This is a genomic window from Grimontia indica, assembly GCF_000333895.2.
Classification (GTDB): domain Bacteria; phylum Pseudomonadota; class Gammaproteobacteria; order Enterobacterales; family Vibrionaceae; genus Enterovibrio; species Enterovibrio indicus.
This window is the reverse complement of record NZ_ANFM02000027.1, coordinates 26,683-52,621: the sequence shown is the minus strand read 5'-3', so window position 1 is coordinate 52,621 and position 25,939 is coordinate 26,683. Positions and strand designations below refer to the sequence as shown.

The 25,939-nt window shown below is 51.0% G+C and carries 19 protein-coding genes; 14 read left to right on the top strand and 5 right to left on the bottom strand.

The annotated features are described in order from the left end of the window. Positions 1-61: 61 nt before the first annotated feature. A complete protein-coding gene (locus tag D515_RS15275; protein ID WP_002539864.1) occupies positions 62-1,000 on the bottom strand; it encodes an NAD-dependent epimerase/dehydratase family protein in 939 nt (312 codons plus the stop codon). A 423-nt stretch (positions 1,001-1,423) separates the two neighbouring features. Here D515_RS15275 and D515_RS15270 point away from each other — a divergent pair, with 423 nt between their 5' ends. From D515_RS15270 to D515_RS15215, 12 genes are all read left to right on the top strand, one after another. Continuing rightward, positions 1,424-2,431, top strand: a complete 1,008-nt coding sequence (locus D515_RS15270; protein ID WP_039850176.1) for a glycosyltransferase family 4 protein — start codon at positions 1,424-1,426, stop codon at positions 2,429-2,431. A gap of 414 nt (positions 2,432-2,845) precedes the next feature. Beyond that, the gene (locus tag D515_RS15265; protein ID WP_002539860.1) at positions 2,846-4,096 is read left to right on the top strand and encodes a glycosyltransferase; all 1,251 of its coding nucleotides are present in this window, start codon (positions 2,846-2,848) and stop codon (positions 4,094-4,096) included. Continuing rightward, the gene (locus tag D515_RS15260; protein WP_002539859.1) at positions 4,096-5,238 is read left to right on the top strand and encodes a glycosyltransferase family 4 protein; all 1,143 of its coding nucleotides are present in this window, start codon (positions 4,096-4,098) and stop codon (positions 5,236-5,238) included. The genes D515_RS15265 and D515_RS15260 overlap by 1 nt, the downstream gene beginning before the upstream one ends. After that, positions 5,235-6,662, top strand: a complete 1,428-nt coding sequence (locus D515_RS15255) for a lipopolysaccharide biosynthesis protein (protein WP_002539858.1) — start codon at positions 5,235-5,237, stop codon at positions 6,660-6,662. Before D515_RS15260 ends, D515_RS15255 begins: the two co-directional genes overlap by 4 nt. 169 nt (positions 6,663-6,831) lie before the next feature. After that, positions 6,832-8,655 carry a glutamine--fructose-6-phosphate transaminase (isomerizing) gene (gene glmS, locus D515_RS15250; RefSeq protein WP_002539856.1) on the top strand — a complete coding sequence of 608 codons (1,824 nt, stop codon included), beginning with the start codon at positions 6,832-6,834 and terminating at the stop codon, positions 8,653-8,655. Positions 8,656-8,660: 5 nt separating this feature from the next. After that, positions 8,661-9,383, top strand: coding sequence for an acyltransferase (locus D515_RS15245; protein WP_002539854.1), 723 nt, complete (start codon positions 8,661-8,663; stop codon positions 9,381-9,383). Then, entirely contained in the window at positions 9,380-10,504 is a 1,125-nt protein-coding gene (locus D515_RS15240; RefSeq protein ID WP_002539852.1) for a glycosyltransferase, read from the top strand. Before D515_RS15245 ends, D515_RS15240 begins: the two co-directional genes overlap by 4 nt. Beyond that, positions 10,501-11,979 (top strand): GumC family protein, encoded by a 1,479-nt coding sequence (locus D515_RS15235; RefSeq protein WP_002539850.1) that lies wholly within the window; start codon positions 10,501-10,503, stop codon positions 11,977-11,979. The genes D515_RS15240 and D515_RS15235 overlap by 4 nt, the downstream gene beginning before the upstream one ends. 13 nt (positions 11,980-11,992) lie before the next feature. Next, positions 11,993-14,353, top strand: a complete 2,361-nt coding sequence (locus D515_RS15230) for a hypothetical protein (RefSeq protein WP_002539849.1) — start codon at positions 11,993-11,995, stop codon at positions 14,351-14,353. A gap of 167 nt (positions 14,354-14,520) precedes the next feature. Next, positions 14,521-15,603, top strand: coding sequence for a glycosyltransferase (locus D515_RS15225; RefSeq protein WP_039850174.1), 1,083 nt, complete (start codon positions 14,521-14,523; stop codon positions 15,601-15,603). After that, positions 15,593-16,771 (top strand): glycosyltransferase family 2 protein, encoded by a 1,179-nt coding sequence (locus D515_RS15220; protein WP_039850173.1) that lies wholly within the window; start codon positions 15,593-15,595, stop codon positions 16,769-16,771. The genes D515_RS15225 and D515_RS15220 overlap by 11 nt, the downstream gene beginning before the upstream one ends. 22 nt (positions 16,772-16,793) lie before the next feature. Continuing rightward, positions 16,794-17,450 carry a sugar transferase gene (locus D515_RS15215; protein ID WP_152442379.1) on the top strand — a complete coding sequence of 219 codons (657 nt, stop codon included), beginning with the start codon at positions 16,794-16,796 and terminating at the stop codon, positions 17,448-17,450. A 71-nt stretch (positions 17,451-17,521) separates the two neighbouring features. Here the strand turns inward: D515_RS15215 and D515_RS15210 are convergent, their stop codons facing one another. The 4 genes from D515_RS15210 to D515_RS15195 all read right to left on the bottom strand — a co-directional run bounded on the left by D515_RS15210 (position 17,522) and on the right by D515_RS15195 (position 23,200). Continuing rightward, positions 17,522-17,959, bottom strand: coding sequence for a DUF4399 domain-containing protein (locus D515_RS15210; protein WP_002539847.1), 438 nt, complete (start codon positions 17,957-17,959; stop codon positions 17,522-17,524). A gap of 393 nt (positions 17,960-18,352) precedes the next feature. Continuing rightward, positions 18,353-20,473, bottom strand: coding sequence for a TRAP transporter permease (locus D515_RS15205; protein ID WP_002539846.1), 2,121 nt, complete (start codon positions 20,471-20,473; stop codon positions 18,353-18,355). A gap of 105 nt (positions 20,474-20,578) precedes the next feature. After that, positions 20,579-21,583, bottom strand: a complete 1,005-nt coding sequence (locus tag D515_RS15200; protein ID WP_002539844.1) for a TAXI family TRAP transporter solute-binding subunit — start codon at positions 21,581-21,583, stop codon at positions 20,579-20,581. Positions 21,584-21,853: 270 nt separating this feature from the next. After that, positions 21,854-23,200: a sigma-54-dependent transcriptional regulator gene (locus tag D515_RS15195; protein WP_002539843.1), complete on the bottom strand. Its 1,347-nt coding sequence runs from the start codon at positions 23,198-23,200 to the stop codon at positions 21,854-21,856. A 117-nt stretch (positions 23,201-23,317) separates the two neighbouring features. On the opposite strand from D515_RS15195, the gene D515_RS15190 reads away from it, so the two are divergent. Together D515_RS15190 and D515_RS15185 are read left to right on the top strand one after the other, a co-directional pair. Then, positions 23,318-25,375: a sensor histidine kinase gene (locus D515_RS15190; RefSeq protein WP_002539842.1), complete on the top strand. Its 2,058-nt coding sequence runs from the start codon at positions 23,318-23,320 to the stop codon at positions 25,373-25,375. 138 nt (positions 25,376-25,513) lie between these two features. Beyond that, positions 25,514-25,939 (top strand): YeeE/YedE family protein, encoded by a 426-nt coding sequence (locus D515_RS15185; RefSeq protein ID WP_002539840.1) that lies wholly within the window; start codon positions 25,514-25,516, stop codon positions 25,937-25,939.

The following is a 25,939-nucleotide window of genomic DNA, read 5'->3' as shown; positions in this document are numbered from 1 at the left end:
CCAAAAACAACGCCGCATATATGCGGCGTTGTTCTTTCCGAATCTTATTGAGATTGCCGAGCTATCCCACCGAGCGTTCACCGTCTTCGTTGAGGTAATCAATCAACTCTCTCAGCCCTTGCGTGACTGAGGTTTTCGCTACCAGACGCAGCTCTTTTTGGGCATGCATGGGGCTGCCAATCGAGGTACGGATATCACCTTTTCGCGCTGTCAGGTAGGAGACACTGACTTTGATCCCCGTTAAGGTCATCAAGGTATTGGCAAGTTGGTTAACGGAAAGCGCTTCACCACGGCATACATTAAAGACCTCAGGTGTCGTGGAGATACTCTGCATCGCACCACGGAGGAAACGGACCACATCGCCAACATAAATGAAATCGCGTGTTTGCTCGCCATCGCCAAAAATTGTCAGGGGTTGAGAGGCCATGATTCTATCGGCGAAGATAGAAATCACGCCGGAATAAGGCGATTTAGGATCCTGTCTAGGCCCAAACACATTGAAAAAGCGCATTCCCGCTGTCGGAACACCATGAACCATGGAAGCCACTCTGGCGTGAAGTTCTGAGCCCAGCTTATCTGCGCCGTAGGCGGTCAATGGTCGGGGGATCGAGCGCTCTGACAGAGGCATATCAGCGTTATCGCCATATACAGCAGCAGAAGACGCGTAGACGACAGGCGTCTTAGCTGCGCGGGCAGCCTCAAACACACGAATGCTGGCGGTCAGGTTCACCTGATGGGTTTCTATCCACTCTTCATTTGAGCGCTCAACAGAAGCGATGGCGGCGAGGTGAAAGCAACCATCCATTTCTTTCATCGCCTCTTCCAGCACACCCGGCTGGCAGATATCAGCAACACGAAGTTCACAGTGTCGTGGAACGTTGTTGCGGTAGCCCGTTGAGAGGTTGTCGACGACCCTGACATGATGACCCTCTGCCAGAAGCGATTCAACTAAGTGGGAGCCGATAAATCCGCATCCGCCTGTCACTAAATAACTTGCCATAAAGACCTCTGTCCGTTTCGAGATTCTATCGGCACTCTCTGCAAAGGGTTTGCCAGATTTTCTGAACCGAGGGTCATTTTAGAAAGAAAGACGACTCAAATTCGATAGATTATTTAATAAAAACATGGATATAAAATCATTTCACGTTATTGCCATTGATAGAATTCTTCCATCACCAACAAGCCACCACCTCTTTCTATCTTTGTGAGAAAGAAGTGGGCTCGTATCATTTCGTCATTTTGACATGCGGTTTGACTAATTCCGTTTTCTCCTTTTCTCATTTTGATGAATTTCAACACCTTGCACACACTGCGTAATAACGCCCTCTTCGCTATTTCAATGAGTTAGCACACTGGCACTAAGTTTGCTGAAAGGCTTTCTGTAGGGTCTTTTCACTTTTTTCATTGGAAATGGGTGGTAAAAATGGAAACGAAGAAGATTTGGTTAATATTGGACAGTCGCGGTTTCGGCGGTATCGAGTCTCACGTAGAGCACCTGGCGCTTGGCTTGAACAGTGCGCGGAATGAAGTGACTGTGGTCTTTCTCAATAACTACGGCAGCCATCCTGTCCAACGCCGCCTCCTTTATGCAGGTCTCCAGTGTGAGGTGCTAGACGGACGTCTGACAACCCTCTGGCGTCAAATACGCAAGCACAAGCCTGATGTTATTCATACCCATGGTTACAAAGCCGGCATTCTGGTTCGCCCTATGTGTAAGATGATGGGTATCACTTGCGCAAGCACCTTCCACAGCGGCGAAGAAAAGCAAGGAAAGATGAAAATGTACGACTGGTTTGACCGTCATACCGCTTTTTTGGCCGACAAAGTGTTCGCTGTCAGCACGCCCATTCTGTCAACGATCCCCTGCCCTGCTGAACTGTCGGACAACTTTGTTAATACCAAAGACCTCTCTTTATCATCCGGCGAAGAGATTGCCTTTGTCGGTCGCCTCAGCAAAGAAAAAGCGCCTGACCGTTTCGTGTTGCTTGCCAAACACTTTCCTTATATGGACTTCCACATTTATGGCGATGGCCCCATGCGTAAGGATCTTGAAAAGTCTGCACCTGCTAACGTGGTGTTCCATGGCGCTCAGACAGACATGAGAAGGGTCTGGCCGCGCATTGGGCTGTTGGTGTTGCCGTCCCGCGCTGAAGGTCTCCCTATGTCATCGCTTGAAGCCATGGCGCGGGGGATTCCGGTGGCCGCTTTCAATGTCGGTGCGCTCGATAAGCTCATCCAGCACGATAAAAATGGTTGGTTGCTGAAACAAGGGGACGTGACATCCATGGTCGATGTGGTGCATGACTGGCGAAACAGCGATCCGCAAAAGCGTTCAACGTGGCAAATCAACGCGATTTCAACCATTAAAGAGCGTTACTCCGCTGAAGCTGTCGTTCCGAAATTGCTGAAGGCTTATACCCAAACGACCTGAAGATGCTCGTATTCAGAGGCCATCAATGCGTTCAATTCGAGGCAAATTTCGCGAGGAATAGTCGTTCTATTTCCGTGGAATTTAACGAAGAAGTGGGCGCATTGATGACCTCCCTTCGGGCGAGTTGACTGACGCCATGCTCTTTGTTGTTCCTTTTTGATGGAGGTGACTACACCTGCAAAGGAACGCCGCGATCACAACGCCAGTCAATCTCGCTGAATCCTGCATCTTCAGGTCGTTTGGGTATATTCCCTTTAATCTGACTCTCAAAATGAAAGAAACCACTGAGCCTGAGGCGAGAAAAGCACTCAAGCTCTTTCATTTCAATCACTTAAAAATTGGTGCGTTCTTTGCAATCACACTCATATACACAAGTCCGGCGCATTCATCGCCAAAAGGGCTGGAGGAAGAATAATGAACGCATCACTGCAAACTCAACAAACCCGTCAGAACGTACTTTTTGTGCATTATGGTGATAACTGGATTCGTGGCAGCGAACGTTGTCTGATCGACCTGCTGACCCACCTCGATAAATCTGCGTTTGCACCTGTGCTCTGGTGTAACAATGAAGCATTGGCTGAACAGGTTCGCCAACTCGATATTCCGGTTTACGTCAGCAACTTTACTTTGCTGTTCGGGGAACAAGCGCCCAAGTGGGACGTGGTCGGTTACACCAAGTTGGTCAACGAAGGCCTTCGTATTGTTGATAAGCACAACATTTCTCTTCTGCATTCAAACAGTGGTGCCCCATCACAGTGGCTGAATCTGGTTGCCAGAGCCCGCAAATTACCTTTGGTACTTCACCTACACTCCCGCTATCCACTGCGTGATCGTATTACACTCGGTTTTCATCATGCCAGCATGGCCGTTGGTGTCAGCCAACCTGTGGTGGACCAATTGCTGAGCGACGGCGCGAACAAAGATCGCTGTCAGGTCATTCCCAATGGCATCGACACTCAAAAACTGTTGAGCCAGCCAGTTGAGGATTTACGCAAGAAATGCGGCATTCCTTACCATGCTTTCGTTGCCGTGACTGTGTGCTCACTCATTCACCGCAAAGGCGTCGATTTGCTGATTGAAGCCTGCCGCCAGATGCGGGAATTGCGCTTGCCAGCCCACCTCGTTGTTATCGGTGAAGGCAGTGAACGCGCGGCACTGGAAAGCCAGATTGCAGAAGCCGGCATGAAGGATCGCATTCACCTGATTGGCGAACAGGAAAACGTCGTCGGCCTGATGCGTGGCGGTGCGGATGTGTATCTTTCCGGCGCGAGAGAAGAAGTGTTCGGCTTAACCCTCGCGGAAGCAAACCTCGCTGGTTTACCGGTTGTTGCTCCACGAGTGGGCGGTATTCCAGGCGTGATCGCCCATCAGAAAACCGGCATTCTTGTTGAACCCGACAATGCCCATGCTATTGCAAAAGCGGCTTACCATCTGTTTACGAATCCAGAGCAAAGCCTGCAATTTTCGCAGGATGGCTATCGCCGCGTGATGGCGGAATTCACCATCACTCAACATACCCAACGCTTTGAAGCCCTATATCAATCACTGCTGACTAATCCAAGCATGACCGCCCGTTGGACCAGCCAATGGCAATTTGTGCCTCCTGTTAAGGCGTCACTGAACTTTGTTCGCAAATTCCGCCGTCAACCTTCGGAGGCCGTGTAATGAAACGTTTAAAGCATATCGTGATTCTTGACCCGATCCCTTTTGCGGGCGGCTCTAAGGTATCCACCAAACATATCCTTAGCCAGTTGGAATCAAAGCCGGTTCGCATTTCGATTCTGACATCTGACCCTGACACCTGGGCGAAAACGCAGGCGTACGTAAAAACCTTGTACATGCCAAAGCAACTGAAAAAAACCGAACAGGGTTTAAGCTACTTCGCCCGTCATTTTCTGATTGCCCTGCAATTACTTTGGCTAAGATTGTTTGTTGGAAGAATGGATACGGCGCTCGCAGCATCAGGCCCGGGCGTCGACCTTGGCCTTTACCTCGCCCGTTTTCTGCTGGGTTACCGTCTGGTGCAAATGGTACATGGCCCGGTTGCACGCTCAAAAACCATTGGCCGCTGCTTACTGTCCGCCGATGAAGTCTATTATCTTGACTCCACGCGGGATTCGTTAAACCACGCCATCAGTGCAACAGGCTCGTTGGAAGATGTTTCCGCCTTTCCTCAATTCCAGACTTTCAGAAATGGTCTGCCTAAGGCGCTTTGGCCAACCCGATGCCAATATGACTATGCGGTATTGTTCTGGGCGGCTTCTCTCCTGAAATGGAAAGGGTTGGACACATTAACCAAAGCACTGTCGCACATGACACCGTCTGAACGCCCGGAAACGCACATCTGCTTTATCCACCCCAAACAGACTAATCTTGCGGTCAGCAACGCGCCACAGTGCATCACAAAAGTGTTCTGGCATGAAGCGCCTGAACAGTTGGATGCCATTCGCGCGCACAGCAATATTTTTGTCTCCACCAGCACCAAAGAACCTTTCGGTTTATCCATTCTCGAAGCCATGGCTGCGGGTATGTGCGTCATCATTCCTTCCGATGGTGCCTACTGGGACACCCAACTGACTGATGGCGAAAACTGCCTGAAATACTTGCCGGACGATGAAGCGGATCTTGCCCGTACACTGGCTAAAGCGCAGCAGAACATGCAGTCACTGAAAGAGTTGGGCGAGGAAGCGTTCCAAATTGCGCGTCAATACCGCGCCGAACTTTGCTTCTCCGCCATTTGTGACGCACTCACTCAACAAAGCGCACGCAATGAAGCCACGCTCGCCCGCGATGAGGTTCAAGGATGAAAGCGTTATCGCCAATGATGAAACAAACCCTGCTGTATGGCAGCAGCATGGCATTGATGAGAGGGATCTCTCTGCTGATGCTGCCCTTTATTACCCATCAGTTGCCTCAAGCTGAATTCGGGAAATTGGAGATTGTCAGCAGTATCGCCGCCCTCGGCAGCATTCTGGTTGGTTTGGGACTTGAAGACGCCTTGTATCGCTTTGTCGGGCGTTGTAAATCCGAGGCAGAACGGCTCACCATGTCCGCACGAATCTTCACGCTCACTTTGATTATCTGCGCTGTGGTGATCCCTTTATCCTGGTCACTGGCGGCTTGGCTCGACAGTATGGTTCCCGGTGGGCTCACCACCTATCAACTGCGTCTGGTACTTTTGATGCTGGCGCTGGAGGGTTGTATCGCTGTACCGCTCGGTTGGATTCGCATGCAGAATCGTGCCTTCACCTTCTTCTCCGTCGCCGTTGGCCGTGCCCTGCTGCAAGCGGCTCTCACTGTGGTGATGCTGCTTTCAGGCCGAGGCATCGATGGCGTATTGGAAGCCGGGATCATTGCGGCTGCCGTACAGGCGGTGATTCTGTTTGTGATTCAGGTTCGTGAAACGGGATTGGCGTTTTCCATGCCTGTTGCGAAGCAATCACTCATCTACAGCATTCCTATCATGGCGAGCGGCCTGATGGCTTTCACCATGAACGGTTTCGATCGCTGGGTACTGGCAGAAGTCAGTTCTCTCGAAGAGGTAGCACAGTTTGGTGTCGCCGCGAAATTCGGGCTGGCAGTGGTGCTTTTACTGCAACCTTTCGGTATGTGGTGGATGCCAAAACGCTTCGATGTGCTTTATGACGTCAACGGACGCGAAACAGCGACACGTTATACCTGTTTTGGACTTACCGCAGTGATGCTCATTTCTGTGATGGTTGCCTTTTTGGCCCCACTCGCCATTACTTGGTTACTCCCTGATACCTATCAACTCGCTGCGACTTTCACCGTCTTTCTAATCATTGCAGCATTGTTCAAAGAGCTGGCTGAACTGGTCAATCTTGGCAGCTTCGCCGGAGACACCACTTATGGTCAAATGGCGATTAATGTGGTGTCAGCTCTGGTTGCTGTGGGTACCTTGATTTGGTGGGGCAACAGCTACGGCGTGATGGGTGTGCTAATGGCACTCACCTTTACCCAAGGTCTTAGGTTTGTGTTGTTCTATGCTGTGAGCCAGCACCTTTACCATCTGCCTTACCCATTAACGGCCTTGCTCTTCTGCGGTGGTTTTTGCTTCTTCTGGCTTTACGTTTCCACTTATGAATGGTCAGACATCGCACGCCTTATGCTACTGATGATGGCGATAGGTTCTATGGTACTGCTGGCACAACGCTTCAGCCTGCTACCAAAATTTTCCATTCAGGCGATGAAAAGGCAAACAGCAAACTAAGCGTCAATTTGATTAATCTGACTTTCATAATGAGAAAACGCCGTTTTATCGCACGGCGTTTTACTCTATCTGTCTGAAAATTAAACCATTACATCTTGGCACAGTTAGTGCTCTCTTCTTGGAAAAGGCGCTCATTAATGAGCGGAAAAGAAAACCAAGGAGAACGATTATGTGTGGAATCTTCGCAGCTGTTTCAGAAACGTCAGTCACCTCAGCATTAGTGGGTGGGCTTCGTGCCCTGTCATATCGCGGATATGACTCCAGTGGTCTGGTGATCGCACAACGAACCGGATTACAACGTCGCCGTGCACCGGGCAAACTTGATGCTTTGAGCTCACTGCTGAAAGAGCATCCATTAGAAGGCTTTGTGGGCATTGCCCATACCCGTTGGGCGACCCACGGTGCACCTTCCGAGTCCAATGCCCACCCGCACATGACACCTAAAGTTGCGGTGGTTCATAACGGCATCATCGAAAACTACAGTGCACTGAAAGCCGATCTGGAAAGTGATGGTTATTGCTTTAACAGCGAAACCGACAGCGAGTGCATCCCGCTGCTCATTACCCGCAACCTTGATAAAGGATTGTCACCAGAAGCTGCGCTGCGAGAAGCTGTCGCCACGTTGGAAGGCAGCTTTGCGATTGCAGTCATCTTCGCTTCTGAGCCAAACACGGTTTATGCCGCACGTCTCGACAGTCCATTGGTGATTGGTCAGGGCGCAGCGGGTCACTTTATTTCATCTGATTCGATTGCTTTAGCGAGTGTTGCACGCAACCTCTGCCTGCTGGAAGACGGTGATGTTGCCAAAGTAAGCGTCGATGGCTTGGTGATCACCACCACCGATGGCGAAACCACGCACAGAGAAATGAAAGCACTGCAGGTCTCCGAACACGACCAAGGCAAGCAGGGCTATCGTCATTACATGCTGAAGGAAATCCACCAGCAACCAGAAGTGGTTCGCAATACGTTGAACCATTACTGTGACAACGCGACATTTACGCTGAAAGATGAAATGTTCCCAGCCAATCTGGAACGCTTTGACCGTCTTTCTATCGTTGCCTGCGGCACCTCTTATTATGCAGGTATGGTTGCCCGCACCTGGTTCGAACAATTCGCAGCGATTCCCGTTGAGGTGGATGTTGCGTCTGAATATCGCTACCGCGAATCTCCACTGTCACCAAACACACTGTCGCTGTTTATCAGCCAATCCGGCGAAACAGCTGACACCCTCGCCGCGCTTCGTTACACCAAAGAGCAGGGCTTATCTTGTATGTCTCTGCTTAATGTTGATACCAGCACCATGGCTGCTGAAAGTGACTGCTTCCTGCGCACGCTGGCTGGCGCTGAGATTGGTGTGGCTTCAACCAAAGCCTTCACCGGACAGTTGATGGTTCTGCTGCTGACCGCCCTACGCATGGCAAAAGCCAGTGGCCGACTGGATGTCGCAGCCGAAAAAGCGGCGACCAAGGCGCTGTTCAGCCTACCGGTAGGCTTATCTAATGTGATTGACCAACTGGCGTCCCTTAAGTCTGTCGCTGCTTCCATGATGCAATCTGAGCATGCACTCTTCCTCGGCCGCGGAACAGGTTTCCCTCTGGCTCAGGAAGGCGCGCTGAAGCTCAAAGAGATCAGCTACATCCACGCTGAAGCTTATCCGGCAGGCGAGCTGAAACACGGCCCTATTGCCCTGATTGATGAAAGCATGCCTGTAGTATTGGTTGCGCCTCCGGGCCCAATGATGGCGAAAACACTCTCGAACCTTCGCGAAGTGGCCGCACGTGGCGCCAAAGTGATTCTGATCAGTAACCACGAGGGTATCGAATTGGCATCAGACCACATTACCCATGCGATTGAGATGCCGGATTGCGACCCCATCCTGATGCCCGTGCTTTACACCCTGCCTTTGCAGTTGCTGGCGTATCACGTTGCTGTGCTGAAAGGCACCGACGTTGACCAACCACGTAACCTCGCGAAATCAGTGACCGTGGAGTAATCATCATGAACATGCAAGCTACCCGACATTGGTTAAAGCACAGCCCGAGCCCTGTCGCTCGCGGCCTGTTCAAAATGCTGAAAGGCATGCTCCAGATGAGCATGCCAGCACCAAAACTCATTGTTGTACCACTCTACAAAATCACGGTCGTGATTCAGGCCCTGTGGGGCAGCCTGACTCGCGCTCTGTGGTGGACACCGGTATTCAAGGGTCGCCTGCAGCATGTCGGTCGTGGTTTGTATCTCTACGGTGGTATGCCTTTCGTCAGCGGTCCGGTTTCTATCTCCATGGGTGATGACTGCCGCGTATCAGGGCAATCCACCATCTCGGGCCGCACCAGCGGTAACAGCCAACCAGAGCTGATCATGGGCAGCAATATTGATATCGGCTGGCAAACCACCATCGCAGTTGGCTCCAAAGTGGTGTTAGGCGACAACGTTCGCATCGCAGGCCGTGCTTTTATCGCTGGCTATCCCGGGCACCCTGTCAATGCAGAAGACCGCGCCGCAGGCATGTCTGAACTCGACAGCCAAGTGGGCGATGTCATTTTGGAACAGGATGTTTGGCTGGCGACCGGTGTCTCTGTGATGGCTGGTGTCACCATCGGCCGAGGCACTATTGTCGCCGCTGGCAGCGTGGTCACTCACGACCTGCCACCCTTTGTTGTCGCTGGCGGTGTGCCAGCAAAAGTGATTCGTCCACTCACGGATGAGGAGATGAAACGATGAGCCGCGATTTGATTGTTTTCGGTGAAGACTGGGGCGGTTTGCCTTCAAGCACCCAGCACCTTATCCGTCGTCTTTCGGAACAGCGCAAAGTGGTTTGGGTCAACTCCATCGGCCTTCGCCGACCAACACTCACCATGAACGATGTGCGTCGGGCGTGGAGAAAGCTCACCGCAAAATCGCTTCCAACTGCAGCAAAAAGTGAGGCAAGCTTGCCTGCGAACTTCACCTTGGTGAATCCATCAACGCTGCCTGCACCGCGCACCCGTTTCGGCAGAACCATCGCATCCAGTATGCTGATGAACCAACTGCTGCCTATCATTGAAAAAGCCAACCTGCACAACCCAATCCTCTGGACTTCTCTGCCAACGGCAGTGGATATTTCAGACAAACTGGGGGCGTCGTCGGTGGTTTATTATTGCGGTGACGACTTTTCCAAGCTGGCGGGTGTCGACCACGACACCGTGGCAGAACGAGAAACTGAATTGGTGAACAAAGCAGATCTCATCCTCGCTGCCAGTGAAACCCTCTACACACGTTTTCCTGCCATGCGCACACGTCTGCTGCCACACGGTGTCGACTACTCACTGTTTTCTACGCCGGCACCCCGCGCTAAAGACTTGCCTAATGATGGTAAGCCCATCGCTGGTTTCTACGGCTCGCTGTCTGAATGGCTGGATTACCCCATGCTGCACAGCACCATTGAGGCACTGCCAAACTGGCATTTTGTTTTCATCGGACATGCCTGCGACGAAGCCAAAACCTTGGCAAAGCACGATAACGTCACCCTGATGGGCCCTCGCCCTCACCACGAACTACCTGGTTACAGTCAACATTGGTCAGCCAGCTTGCTGCCTTTTACCGACAACGGCCAGATTCAGGCGTGTAACCCTCTGAAGTTACGTGAATATCTCGCCACGGGACGTCCGGTGATTAGCACACCTTTCCCTGCTGTCAGTGAATATCGTGGATATGTGTCTATCGTTAATAATGTGGACGAAATGATCTCAGCACTGGAACGTGCGGGGCAGAAGCAAAACAATTCACACCAGCAAGCGGCGGTCAGCCCTCATACCTGGGATGCGCGAGCTGAAAAATTAGCTGACTGGTTGGATGCGCTATGAACTCCTTGACCTACAAATTCCTGATCCTGCTCGATGGCGCTTGGCGTCGTCGCTATGTGGTTATGATGCCGATACTCATCTTTCCTTTGATGGGGATTGCCATCGGCCTGCTGAGCCCAAAGCAGTATATTTCGCACACCAGCATGCTGGTTCAGGAAACCTCAAAAATGAACCCTTTTCTGGAGGACCTCGCGGTGTCGGCCCAGATGAAAGAGCGTTTCAGTGGCTTACAAACCCTGCTGCACAGTCGCCACATTTTGGGGAAGGTCGCGCTTGAACGAGGCTATGTGGGCGAAGACGACTCACCGCAAAAGCTCGATGAAGTCATCGCACGGCTTTCCAATGGGCTGAATATGGTCACCATTGGTAAAGACGTGATCAGAATTGATTACCGCTCTAACGATCCAGAAGGTATGAAAGAAACGCTGGAAACCGTAAGCGATTATGTGGTGGAAGAGCTCTTAGCACCGGAACGCTCCTCCATGAAAGACTCCAGCTTCTTCCTTTCAGAACACATCAATAAGCGTCGCGAAGAACTGGATGATGCAGAAGCGGCGTTGGCTGACTTTCGCAGCAAGCATGCTGATGGTCTGCCGGAACTCCAAGTCGCAAACTATGCCCGTATCGAACAGCTCAAGCAACGCCTTTCCGAAAAGGAAGCCGAAATGGCCGGCGCACAGAAGAGTCTGGGTGGCCTTGACCAACAACTTTCCAGCACCAACCCGGTGATAGGCAGTATTGAAGATCAGATTGTGAAAATTCGCAGCGAGCTGGCATTACTGAAAGCGCGTTACACCGACCAACACAGCCTGGTTCAGGCGGCGCTCAGGAACCTGCGCCGCCTCGAAGAACAACGTGCCCAACTGGTTGAATCAACCCGCGAGACCATTGACACTGCACAGCTCTGGGATATTGCCAGCAGCGCACGCATGAATGGTGACAGTGAATCCCAACCCTTGCTTATCTCCCAGCTAGAAAGCCTTCAGGCTGCAAGAAGCAAAGTGGAAACGCTGGAAGAGGAAACGGCCAGCTTGCGAAAAATGATCACCCAGCTGGAAGAAAAGACCAATATGTCCGGCGAGAAAGAGCAGCAAATCCGCAAGCTCGAGCGTGACCTGCAAGTGAAGCGTATGTTGTTTGAAGAGTTACTGGAACGTCAGGAAAAAGCACGTTTAACCAGCTCTCTCGGCGTGTTCGAACAAGATAAGCGGATCAAAATTATCGACCGCCCCTACTCACCGAGCACACCAAGCAATCTCCCCATCATTGTGTTTGCCATCGCTGGCATGGTGGGCGGTGTATTCCTTGGCTGTGGGCTTGCCGTCATCATGGAACTGACTGACACCACCATTCGCCGTATAGATACACTGGAAACCATCACAGGTGCGCCGGTACTCACGCGCATTCCATTCGTGAAGCAGGAACACCCTGCACTGCCTTCACCCAAAGACGGCAATGTTATCGAAGCCAAATAATGGAGTGACAAAGATGAAGCCATGGATTCTCACCTTGCTGTTACTTTGTCCTTCATTGGTGATGGCCAACCTCCGTCTCGACAGCACGGAACTGCAAGACATCTCGGAAACCAGCATGCTGGTGATTTCTGGTAATAACCTTTCGAAAACCGACGCTATCGCCGTCATCCGAGCCGATGACACCAAAAACCCGGGTTATGCCGATCGCGCCAACATCGAGCGAGTCATACCACCCGGTGAATTTAATCTGGAAGTCCCTTTCGCCAGCTTGCGCACCCCGGAAGGTAGACGATTAGATCTGCAAGGTCTTGAGCAAATTATCGTTTTTGCCGGACGTGCAGAGCGCGGTTTTGCGCTGACCAGCATCAAGGCTGTTACCCCCAAGCCATTGGGCAAAAACATCTTTGCGTGGGATTTAGGCCCAGAAGGAAGCGCGATTTGGCCTGGATTTCAGCCTTTGTCACCCGGCTCGCCGCTGGTCACCGGACGTTCAGTTCATGCACTGGACAGAAGTACCCGCATGCAGGCTGCTGACGCCTTAACGTTTGATGGCATCCGTGGCATTGATAACCTCACACTGCCACTACCTGCCGGTGAATGGCAAATCACCCTCTGGCTGCGCGACGCAGGTGAATGGGAGTTTCTCCCCCATCCACTGGAACGCCAGATTCAAGTGGATGGAAAAACCGTTTACCGACAACGTCTTTCTCCAAAGGACTGGATTGAAAATGTCTACCTTGGTCTTCGCGACGTGACCGTCTCACCGGAAAGCAGCAGTTGGGATCATTTTGGCGCCAGAAAAAGCGACCGTGTCACTTTTAGTGCCAGCAGTAACGGCAATCCGGTGAAGATCACCCTCAAAGGCGACAGCCCAGATGCACAGTTTGTCAGCGGTGTGCTGGCAACACCTGCGGATAACCCGCTGATATTGGATATGCTGACCCGCCAACGAAAACTCTGGTGGGACAGAAACTGGCCGGTAGCAGCATGGAAAAAGTGGCCAACTGGGCAGCCGCGGTTACAGGTTCAAAAGGACACAATCAGTGCTGCTCCCGGAACACCCGTGTTATTCACCATGGCGTTCGAACAAGGCAACCTGCCCGGCGCTCCCATGGTGTTGCTCAGACAACCCAGCCAAGAACAGCAAACCTTGGCGGCCAGTTGGCACTGGAGCCAGTGGCAACTGACCCGAACCCACCTTTCATCAACCTTGCTGGCACCCAACGATGATTATCTCCGACATGGATTGATGCCGGAAAACCAAGGCGTTGCGCTGCCAAGGCGGCTAATGGTGCGAGTTGATGTACCAGACAACCAGCCTCCCGGTGACTATCGCGGCGAAGTGCAGGTGATGATGCAGGGCAAAGTCCTTAAAGCGCCGTTCACCGTTTCTGTTCTGGATGTTGCCTTACCTGCGTTGACCAAACCCGTCGGGATTTACCTTGAAAAACAGGTGCAGTTTGGTTGGTTCAAAGATCTGGCACCCATTGGTGACATGGCAATGATCTGCGATTTGAAGTTCCTGAGAAAAATCGGGCTGACCGGTATCTCTCCGCCTTATTCCACACCCCACAATCAGGAAACACAAAAGGAATTCGATAACCTTTCCGATAACCTGAATGTTCTGGGCTTTAGCTCCGTGATGGCTTACGCCCCGGCTAAACGGCTCAGCCAGTCCATAGGCACAGGCAATGCTGCCAATGTTGTGGCAGACATTGAAGCCCGCTATAAACAGCGGTTGCAGCCAACACCCTATTGGTCGATTGCTGATGAACCAAGCAATCCCGGCAATGTTGATCTGTTTAAGGAAATGCACCGAAGCTTTAGCATGCTCGCCCCAGACGCCAAGCTCGCTGGGCACCTAAACAGTGATCATGATAAAGCCTACCTTCCCATGTTCGACTTGGTCTTAGTGAACGACGGCTTTGGCATTGATGCGGATCAGGTCAAAGAGACGCAGAAAGACGACCGCGAAGTATGGCTCTATAACCTCTCTAACGCCCGCGCGGCATCCGGATACTACCTGTGGCGAACCGGTGCGGATGGCTTTTTGAAATGGCACGGACGTATGCCCACTGCAGACCCATTCGACCCTACCGATGGACGAGAGTTTGATGTGCAGATGCTCTACCCTTCCGCTAATCCTTGTCCGGAAGAGCCTGATATCCACAACGATCTGTATGACATGATGAACGGCATTGTCGATTACCGCTGGTTGTTATGGCTGGAGCAACAAGCCCAAAGCGATCCCAATGCACGTCAGCTTCTGGCGACGATAAAAAATGACATTCCGGACCGTTGGGAGCAAATGGAAAAGGTAAATTCCCGCACGATGGAAAACTGGCGTGAAAAAATCATGGGACTCGCCCGATGACTGTCAGGGCGATTCTCAGAATGAGAAATTCAACTCTCCTGCCAAATACCATTTTAGAATTCTTCGCCATATCATTGAGTTAAATGCCACACACGAATTGGCACACCCTATGCACTAAGGTCTTCATCAACAAGGTTCCTAAAGATTGAATCGAATTGGGGAAAACCATGAAGACCATAGTGCAGGTAGTACAACATCTCAGACCCGGTGGACTCGAAGTCATGGCGCTCGAGCTGATGAACTTCTCCACGTTCCGCAACAACATGAAGATAGTGAGTCTCGAAGGTAATCTGGAATCTGCGATTGCAGCGTGGCCTCGTCTCGAGGCTCACAAAGACCAGCTCATTTTCCTCAACAAGCAACCTGGCCTGTCTTATGCCCTGGTGAAGCAGTTGAAACGTGTTCTTCGTGAGTTGAAAGCAGATGTGGTTCATACCCACCATATCGGTCCCTTCTTTTACGGTGGTTTGGCATCTCGCCTTAATGGTATGGCTCACATGCACACCGAGCACGACGCTTGGCACTACAGTGAAAAAAGCCATCGCCTTCTACACCGTATCGTTTCCTTGATTGCCAAACCTGTCGAAGTTGCAGATGCCGACATCGTGGCGCAGGGCATGATGGATTTACCCGGCATTCACCAGTTAAAAGTCATCAAGAACGGTATCGATACTTCCCGATTCATTCCTGGTGACAAATTCAAAGCACGCAAGGCATTGAACCTGCCTTCTGGCGTCAAACTGATTGGTGCCAGTGGCCGTCTCGAAGAAGTGAAAGGCCACGGCGTGCTGATTGAAGCGATGGCCGATTTGCCTGCTCACTATCATCTGGCTATTGCGGGCTCCGGCTCACTGGAAAGCGCGCTGAAAGATCAGGCTGAACGTTTGGCGATTGACCATCGCGTTCATTTCCTTGGCCATGTCGAGAGCATGCCAACCTTCTACCAATCACTGGATCTCTTCTGCTTACCATCGTTCAACGAAGGCTTTCCACTGGCCCCCCTTGAAGCACAATCTTGCGGCATTCCGACTGCGGTTACCGATGTGGGTGGCGCTGTCGAAACGCTTTGCCCGAAAACAGGTTTACTGTTGAAAGCGGGGGATTCTGCAGACATGGCGGAGAAAATCCTGCCATTCCTGTATGAAAGCCGCACTCAAAACCCACGAGATTTCGTAATGTGCCATGCCGATGTCCGAAACATGGCAAAAGCCTATGATTCTTTGGCGGAGGGTCTTAGCTATGGCATATGAACTGATTTTTTGGCTCACAACGGCGAGTATCGCGCTGGTGATTTATCACCACATTGGCTACCCCTTGCTACTGAAACTGTTGGTGCGGTTCACCACTAACACAGCCTCAGAGCCAGCAACCACGGCGGATGAAAAAGCACTGCCAACCATCTGCGTGCTGCTGCCTGCTTACAACGAGGCACAATGGATCGCAGAGAAAATCCGAAATCTGGCCATGCTGGACTATCCCGCAGAAAAGCTGGAAATCGTTTTGGCATGCGATGGCTGCACTGACGACACGGCAGAAGTTGCCCGCAACACCATCAGAGAACCGCTGTGCCAGCACCTGAACCTGCGTGTGCTTGAGTACATCGACAATCACGGCAAGGTGATTGTGCTCAACAAAGCCATGGCGACCATTCATACCGACCTGGTGGCGATGAGCGATATTTCAGCCCTGATTTCTTACGACGCACTGCGTCTGGCGGCCAAACGCTTTCAGTGCAAAGAAGTTGGCGTAGTAAACAGTCGTTACTGTTTCCTGAACCCTTGCGAAGAAGAACAGCAATATTGGCACTATCAGAACAAAATCCAACGCAACGAAGCACAACTCGGCTCGGCATTGGGAGCACATGGTGCGCTGTACTTTATCCGCCGTGAATTATTCAAGCCGTTGGCGCTGGACACGATCAATGATGATTTCATCTTGCCAATGTCCATCGTGGCGCAAGGCTACCGCGCAGTGGTGCTGGAAGATATTCAGGCTGTGGAGCTGGAAGCCTCCAACCACGCGCAGGACTTCCGTCGCCGTCTGCGCATTGGTGCGGGTAACTGTCAGCAGCTTATTCGCCTCGCAGAATGTTTGCACCCCAGCCACCGCGGTGTCGCATTCACCTTTGCTTCTGGCAAAGCGTTACGCGTGCTGATGCCGTTTCTGATGCTGACTGCGTTGGCAGGCAGCATCTACCTTGCCAAGACCAATCCCTTCTTCATGGTTGCAGCGGCAGGACAACTCAGTATTTACAGCATCGTGGCGATATGTCAGCTGATCGGCTGTCAGCCCAAAAACAGAATTAGCAAGGCGCTGAACTACCTGGTTGCCGGCCACACGGCAAACCTGATTGGTACTCTGCGCTACATCATTGGATTAGAAAAAGGACATTGGCAGCGTGTCACGTCTGGCAAATGAATTTAGGAAGAGGACGATCATCATGAACCTGAACATGAATCTCAACGCGCAAATGGACATCAATCCCATCACTGCAAAAGCGAAGCGCTCGATGGACATTTTCTGCTCTCTTATCGGACTGGCACTCACACTGCCGCTGTTTCCTTTGATTGCACTCGCTATCAAACTCGACAGCCCAGGCCCCGTTTTCTTCAGCCAGATGCGCATTGGTCGCTCACTGCCAGACCGTAGCCTGATTTTTAACATGATTAAGTTCCGCACTATGCGTGCTGACGCAGAAGCTGGCGGCGCGGCTTGGGCAGCCAAAGAAGACCCTCGCGTGACCCGCGTAGGTCGTTTCCTGCGCAAAACCCGTCTGGATGAACTGCCACAGTTTCTGAATGTGCTGGCCGGTGATATGGCGCTGATTGGCCCTCGTCCAGAACGCCCAGGTTTCTACCAAAAACTGGAAACTGCTATTCCTTACTTTGCCGACCGCACTTATGGCGTGACGCCAGGCATCACCGGTCTTGCTCAGGTTAACCAAGGCTATGACACCTGCATTGAAGATGTACGTTCAAAAGTCGGCTTTGACCACTCTTACGCACTGTCACTGTCTTCACCAATGAGTTGGTTGAGAATGGACTGTTACATCATCTTCCGCACTTTGGTTGTGATGGTGTGCGGCCGCGGCCAATAAAACGAATCCAATTTATCTATCCACTGCACCCTTGCGCAGGCTCCTATTCCACCACCGGAGTCTGCGCTTTTTTATCTGACGATAATGGTGATTTTGTGGGAAATAACAGGTTTAACATGAGGAATATGAAGGTAGTCTCCGAGAAGTAATTGCAGCGTGTGTTTTCCCTTCGGCAGCGTCAATTGCGTCTCAGTTTGCCCACCACCAAAATGCAGGATGTTATTTGTTGCTGGTAAAGGCAGCGAAAAATCCACCAGCGAGTCAATGTTGATCAAAAGATGATGATGTCCTGAATTGGGTACTCTCTCACCCGCTTTCGCCAACCGCATACCTTCCAACCCGAATTTGACCTTGAAGGTCTGCGGGACCACCTCACCATCTTGTGGAGTGATAAAGAAGACGCGCGCATTTGACGGCGAAGGTGTCGCGGCGTTCGCCAAAGTGCCCAAAAGTGCGGGGGCAAGCAGCATCGACATGACGCATAACACTAAAAAGCTGTCACTTTTCATGAATAAACCTTAGGGGCTGTTGACCTTTGGTGATGATTTTTGCAGCAGTTTGTGGGGGTTTTATGCAAGGCAGAGGCTTCGATGTGTAGCTAGCCTACATGAGAAGCCGATAACGCAGCAGAAATTTCCCACAAACGCTGCCCGAAGGGTTCTGCTCCAAGCGTTTTATGCTTTGTTGAGGTGTATTTGCTTAGAATGACTAGGCGGCACACACCTCGCCGCGCCTAAAACGCTTAGCGCTAGAACAAAATTTAACCACCAAAGGTCAACAGCCCCTAGCACGAACCTAAAGTAATCATGAGCAAAGTTTGCTGACAAAAGGTGTCAGAATTTGGGACAACGGGGAAAAACATCTGGTCCAGGCTTGATGCCTAAACCAGATGAAAGAAGACATTAGTGGGATGACGCTGCAGTCTGAGCCGGAACCTTTCGGCCACTGTAGATAAAGAGTGCTAGGAAAGTCATCACACCGAGTAACCTCATCCAAAGTGGTAAGCCCGGCCAGACCATGACAATTGCCGCAACAACCAAAACCAATCGCAACAAAGGGTTCAATGCGCCTTCCAGGTACCCTTCCAAGGCACCGATAAGTGCATAGGTGCCGAAGATGGCAAAAATGCCCACCACCAACACTTCAGTGAAGTCCCAACTCACCAGCGAGCTGTAGGCAATCAGAAGTGGTACGATATAAAGTCCTTTGGCGATCTTCCATGCCGTCAGTCCCGTCCTCATCGGTGGCGTGCGTGCGATGGTCGCAGCAGCAAAGGCTGTGAGACAGACAGGCGGCGTGACGTTACTGTCTTGCGACAGCCAGAATATAATCAGATGCGCAGAGAGCAATGCCAGCCCGACAGCTTCAACGCCCAGCGCTTGTTCCATCAGCGTTTCTTTGAAATCCGGTGGCACCAGCGTCAGCAGATCTTTGGCTTGTTCTACGGACATCGCCGCGCTCAGTGATTCAAAGGTTTCAGGCCCCGCCAACATAAATATGGCTTTCGCTTGTTCTGGAAGCTCGCCAGCGACAATCAGATCAATCAACTGGTTTTCTGCCAGTAAGGTATAAAGCGCGGGTGCGGACAAAGTACCGAGCACGATATAAGCCGCCGTCACTGGCAATCCCATCCCCAAGATCAAAGAAGCCAGCGCGATCAGCAGCAGCATCACCAGCAGGTTACCACCCGCCCAACCATCAATCATCAGCGAGAAAGTATTGCCAATGCCAGTCGTGCTGATAACGTTAACGACCAAGCCAATACCAACCAGCAGAATGGCCGTCGGCGCCATATTCTTTGCTCCTAACGCCAACGCTTCAATCACAGCACTGGGTCCCATCTTGTTATCTTTCGAGAGCCAACTGGCCGCAATCACAGAAAGAATGGAAATGCCCGCAGCATAAGTTGGTGTGAACCCTTGGATTAGCAAGAACACCAACACCGCGAGCGGAATAAGGTTGTGCCAGCCTGAAATGAGCACACCCAGAACCGACTCTTCGTCTTCCGATACTTTCTGAACATTGCTGCGCTTGGCTTCAATGCGAACAAAAAAGGCAACGGAAAGGAAGTAGATCAGCGCTGGCATGAAGGAAACAGCGATGATGTCCACGTAAGGGATTTGGGTATAAGACGCCATGATGAATGCGCCGGCGCCCATCACTGGTGGCATCAACTGCCCGCCCGTAGATGCTGCCGCTTCGACCCCTGCAGCAAACTGCGCCGGAAAGCCCGCTTTTTTCATCAAAGGGATCGTGATAACACCCGTCGAGACAGTATTTGCCACGCTCGATCCCGATACCGAACCCATCAAGCCCGAGCCCAATACCGCGATAAAACCTGGCCCTCCAATGATTTTCCCTGCAGCCGCTTTTGATAGACGCACGATGAAATCGCCCACACCGGATCGCACCAAAAATGCACCGAACAGGATGAACATGAAGACGTAACTCCAGCTGATGCGGGAAATAGGGCCGAACATGCCCTCAGACGAGAAGAAGCTTCGGTACAACACGGTTTCCAAGCTCAAACCCGGAAAATGGAACACGCCGGGCATCCACTGCCCCCACAGCACGACATAGCTCAGGCATACCGCGATGAGCATGGGGATAAACCAGCCCATGGTGCGGCGTACCAGTTCCATCGCTATCAAGATAGCTATTGTGGCGAATACCCAATCGCTCGCCACAAACTTCACGCCGCGCTCATAAAGGGCATCTTCAGCGTAGGGGATATAAAGCAGACAAGCGACCGCCGCGATGGCAATCCAGAGATCAATGACCAAAGCGATTTTGTTATGTTTCAGGTGATTGGCGGCGGGAAACCACAGCGCACAAATCACCGCAAATCCTGCAAAGTGGGTCGCCGAAACCCAAAGTTCCGACCAAGTCGATAAGGTGTTGAACCAGATGTGAACACAGGATAAGGCCACCGCCAAAACGGTAATGGTCAGGTTCACCCAGGGAATATCGATGCGATTAGGCAGCTCGAATTTTTCGAGCTCTTTGTTTACAGCATCCGTCATGATTGGCTCCAGCACTCCTTTCGAGGAGCGTTACTACTCTTTTGCGAGACAGCCCTAAAGCAGGGCTGTCTGTCGTTTTCAATCTCCCAATTGGGGAAAAAGGGCTTATTGCGTTTTCAACTCTGCGGGAATGTCGATACCCACTTCTTCGTAATAACGCACGGCACCTGGATGCAACGGCACCGGAAGACCAGCAATCGCTTTTTCAATCGCCATGGCTTTGGTGGCTTTATGAATGCCCTGCAGGAAAGGCAGATTTTCATAGATGGCTTTGGTCAGTTGATAAACATCGTCATCCGACACATCGTCGCGCACCGCGAGGAAGTTAGGCTGAGCGACCGTGGTGATTGGTTTATCCAGACCGGGATAGGTGTTGGCGGGAATTTCGTAAGCTGTCCAAAGGTTATAGGTGCTGTTGACCTGCTTGATTTGCTCATCCGTAAAAGAAAGGATCTTCAAATCATCACCCATGGCAGCAAATGCCTGAGTAACCGCGCCCACTGGCACACCTGCAGGAGTATTCATTCCTTCAATGGTGCCGTTTTGCAGCGCATTGGCACTCGCACCATAGCCCATAAACGCCAGATGGAAGTTGTCCGGAGAGATGGAAAGCTCACTCATAATGTGGCGGCCTGAGTTCTCGGTACCTGAGTTCTTTTTACCAATCGAGAACTTCTTACCGTCCAGTTTCGACAAATCCGCCACCGTGCCTGTTTCTGCCAAGTCAGAACGCACAATAAAATGCTCAACGTTTTGCCATAGCATGGAAACGGCGCGGATATCATCTTGTTTCACGCCCTTGTATGGACCAGAACCTTGCCACGCCCATGCGCCATAAAGCCCTTGTAAAATCGCAAACTGGGCTTCGTTCTCGTTCAGCAACTTAACGTTTTCACCCGAGCCCGCAGAGCTAATCGCGGAAAGGGAGAACTGATACTTAGGCCCTAGCTTCACCTTGCTCAGCGTCGCTAACGCAACACCTACCGGGTAGTAAGTACCGCCAGTTGAAGCTGTTGCGAGAATATAGCTTCGCTCTTCCGCACCAACGTTCACGCTTGTGCCCATTGAAGCCACTACGGCCATTGCTGCCAGCATCTTTTTCAGTTTCATACTTCACTCCTGTTTACTGCGTTCCATGTTAATAATTTGTTATTTGGATTTGGTAAGAGCAAAGTAGATGCCAGATTTTATCTGTCTGATTTTATTTAATTATTTGAAAACGTGAGAGAGAAATGAGCAAAATCCTGCTGATAGGAGGAAAAAACCATTGGCAAGATTTTGCTTATTGTGGAAGTCCAGTATTGGCAAGGGGTTGCGAGGATTATCGGATGGCGATGAGCAAAAATGTGCCGATGCATATCGCGAGTTCATTCAGGACTATCAGGAATCCGTAAAATCTGTGCGATTTAAGCCGAACTTTTGCATTTTCTGGTTCAGTGTACGGCGGGGTAAATCCAGTTCCTGCATCACATCGTTGATGCGTCCTTGATGCCGACTCAGCGCCTCTTCCAACACCTTTCGCTCAAAGTTATGCAGTTGTACTGCCAAAGGCACACCCATGCTGTTGGGTTCACTGGATGTCACAGGCCGATTTGAAAGAATTTCCAGTACTGACATGGTGTCGTCCAGCGCAAAGCGCATGGCAACATTACGAAGTTCACGTACGTTCCCCGGCCAGCCATAGGACATCATGGCTTTCTTATCTGCATCACTCACTGGTCTCGCATTGGGATTGGATTCCTTGGCAAAATGCTCGAACAGCGTGAGTATGTCTTCTCCGCGCTCGCGAAGCGGCGGGATATAGATTTGCGCCACATTCAGGCGGTAATAGAGATCTTGCCGGAACTCAGGATGATCGCGCAGATCTTCTTTGGCAGCTGCGACCACGCGAAGATCGATATTGATTTGCTTGTTGCCGCCCACTCGCTCAACCGTATTTTCCTGCAAGCTGCGCAGCACTTTGACCTGCATTGCCGTAGGCATACTTTCAATTTCATCGAGAAACAGAGTGCCCTTGTCGGCATACTCCAGCTTACCAATGCGCTTTTTCGCGGCGCCCGTGAAAGCTCCTGCTTCATGGCCAAAAAGCTCGCTTTCAAACAAGTTTTCTGGAATGGCTCCGCAATTGATGGGCACAAACTGATGAGATTTTCTGCCGCTTCCCTTGTGCAAACTGTTGGCGACCAACTCTTTACCACATCCGGTTTCGCCATAAATGATTACGTTGGTGTCGATAAGTGCGATTCGTGCAACCTGCTCGCGGAGTCGCTTCATCACTTCGCTCTGACCGACCAGTACTTTTTCCAGCCCCGACAGACTTGCAAGATACTCCCCACGAAGTTGGGTCGAGGTTTGTGCGCGGAATTGCTCAACCGCTTGAGAAACACGACTCGATAACCTGTCAGGCTGAAAGGGTTTTTCAATAAAATCAAACGCGCCGAGGTGCAAGGCTTTCACAGCCATATCGACATCTCCATGACCAGTAATGATTAGTACTGGTGCACTCACACCACTGTCGATAAGCTTTTCTAACAACGTGATCCCATCAATGTCCGGCAATCTGACATCACTGATAATCGCGTCAAATGCCTGATGCTGAATCACGTCGAAAGCCTCATTCCCCAAGCCAAACTCAACCACATCAAAGCCTGCCAATTGCAGCCATTGGGAGGTTGCTTGCCTGACGATTTCGTCGTCTTCAATCAGGGCAATCCTTGCACTCTGCATTGTTTCCATATCCCTCAGTTCTCAGATCGCGCTACGCTCCACCCATCGGAAAAGCGCTTATAGTGTTAATATACTCAACGTTCTACAAGAAACGAAACCAGCAAACGGAATCTTGCTATGCGCCGTAAATGGAGTCTTATCGGTATTTCGCTGATCCTGGTGTCAGTATTTTTCTGGGGTGGTAGAGAAACCGCACGCCAATGGCTCACCGTGCAAGCGCAACATTCCGCACAGCAGGATTTGCTCAACGCCATCGCTGAGATTCGCCATGCCTTGCTGCGCTTCTATCACCTCCCCTATTTGCTCAATAACAATCCTGACGTGGTTGCTTTAACCTTGGGTGATACCTCAATCAGTGACGAGGTTGAAAACACACTCAGTCAACTCGACAAAGCAGCCAATACCAAAGGTTGGTACATCCTGTCTGATCAGGGAAAAGTACTGGCTTCCAGTGTGGATGGCGATTACATCACCAGTCAGGATTTGGATGCGATTGTGCGCGATGTCCACACCCTCGGCGAAGGCACATCCATGGTACGCAAAACCAAAGGGGTGAGCCCTTTCTACTACCTTTCATCGCCCATTTTCAGCGAGCTGAATATTGTCGGCATTGTCGTTGTACAGCTTGATTTACGTCTGCTGACTGATCAGTGGCTCGCGAGTTCTGACATCATGTTGCTACAAAATCCGGAAGGGCTATTTTTTCTTTCCAGTAGCGACAAGTTTTCCGCCGATGCGTTGAACGATGGCGACATAGACATCACAACCAAGGTATCCAGCCTGTGGCAAGGAGACACTATCCGCGTCTGGCAGCTTGATCGCACCCGCTATTTTGCTCAGACCATTCAACTGGACGATTTGAAATGGCGTCTGAGCTACCTCACCCCTATCAGCTCTGTGGAGAGAAACGCATCGGCGGCTGGTTGGAGCGTTGCCATGTTGCTTTTGTTGTTGTTCCTGCTGGGGGTGATCAGTTATCAGCGCCACCAGAAAAACCTGAGCCAGCGCCGTATTCAGGCGCTGATTGAAGAGTCAGAACAAAAACTCAATCAGATGATCAACAAAACCCAGGTTGGTCTCTTGTTGATCGATGAAAAAGGGCAAATCGTTGATATCAATGCCATGGCTATCAGCATGTTTGGTTTTACCGACGAGCCCACTCCGAATATCAAGATTTCACAACTGATTGAGGACAGACACTCCCCCATCGTGTTGCTGTTCGATCAGTACAAAAAAGTGATTGAAGACATCAACATCAATGCGCAGGAAAGCCTCGCGAAAAGGCATGATGGCAGCACCTTTCCCGCCTTGGTTTCTCTTACGGCATTCCCTTTTCACGATCGCCATTTCTATCTTGCAACTCTGCTGGATATCACCAAGCGGAAGAAGGCCGAAGAAGCCCTGTTTGAAGCCAACACGCTTTTAGCACAGCGCGTAGAGGAGCGAACGGAAGAGCTACATGAAGCGCAGGCTCAATTGATAGAGTCCAGTAAAATGGCCGCGATGGGAAGGATGTCGAGCGCGATTGCCCATGAGTTGAACCAACCACTCACCGGACTTCGCACGCTGGTCACAACCAACGGCGTGTTATTCGATCGGGGTGAAGGCGAGAAAATCCTCTCGAACAACCTGCTGATTGATAAGCTTATTGAACGCATGGTCGATATGACCACCCAGCTTAAAACCTTCGCTTACAACAAACCGGACAAACTTGATGCTATTGCACTCCCAAATGTGTTGGAGGAGGTCTTGCGCATCTATCAACAGCCTTTAGAAAGGGTAAATGTGAGGATTCGTTTGCCGGAAAACACGCCAAGCATATTGGCAGAAGAACAGCGCCTCAGACAGGTTTTAGGCAACCTGATTTCCAACGCCTGTGATGCCATGGCAAATACTGCCCAGCCTCACCTCATCATCTCGGTTGTTGCTGAAAAGTCCTCGGTCATCGTTACTCTGTCAGACAATGGTATCGGTGCAGAAGAGGAGGCCTTGGAAACCCTGTTTGAGCCTTTCACCACCAGCAAAAAGATCGGAAAGGGTTTGGGCTTGGGTCTTTCTATTTGTGCCAACAATATGCGGGACATGGAAGGCAGCATTGCTGCCAGAAAGAACAATCATGGCGGCATGGACTTTGAGTTGGTGTTCCAGTTGGGAAAGACAAAACAAGATGGATAAATCAACGCCAAAAATCATTCACAGCCATTAAATAATTGTTTGCTAATTTAGCATTGACTTATATGAAGATTCCATTAGAATTTTAAATATTAGGACGTGCTGAAATTTGAGCAGACTCATTAAAATTCGGGAGTATTTATGGCATTTCAAATACCATGGGACGCGCTGCTAGGTGGCATGCTTTTAGGTGTTTCTGGTTTGGTTTTATTGGCATTAAATGGTCGTATCGCTGGTATCAGCGGCATCATAGGTGGCTTAATGAAGCCAAAAAAAGCGGATGTGTCCTGGCGATTGCTGTTTATAGGCGGCATGGTGGCAGCCGGACTGATAGCGTCTTTCATTGGTTTCCCCTATCCCGACTTTCCGGCCATATCAGCAGACACCTCTCCCCTCCTCACTATGTGTGCCGGCCTTCTCGTCGGGGTTGGTACTAAACTCGCCAATGGCTGCACCAGCGGTCATGGTATTTGCGGCATGGGTCGATTTTCAAAGCGTTCTATTGTCGCCACACTTGTTTTCATGGCGGCGGCCTTTGCGACCGTTTTCATCCGTTTTCACCTTTAA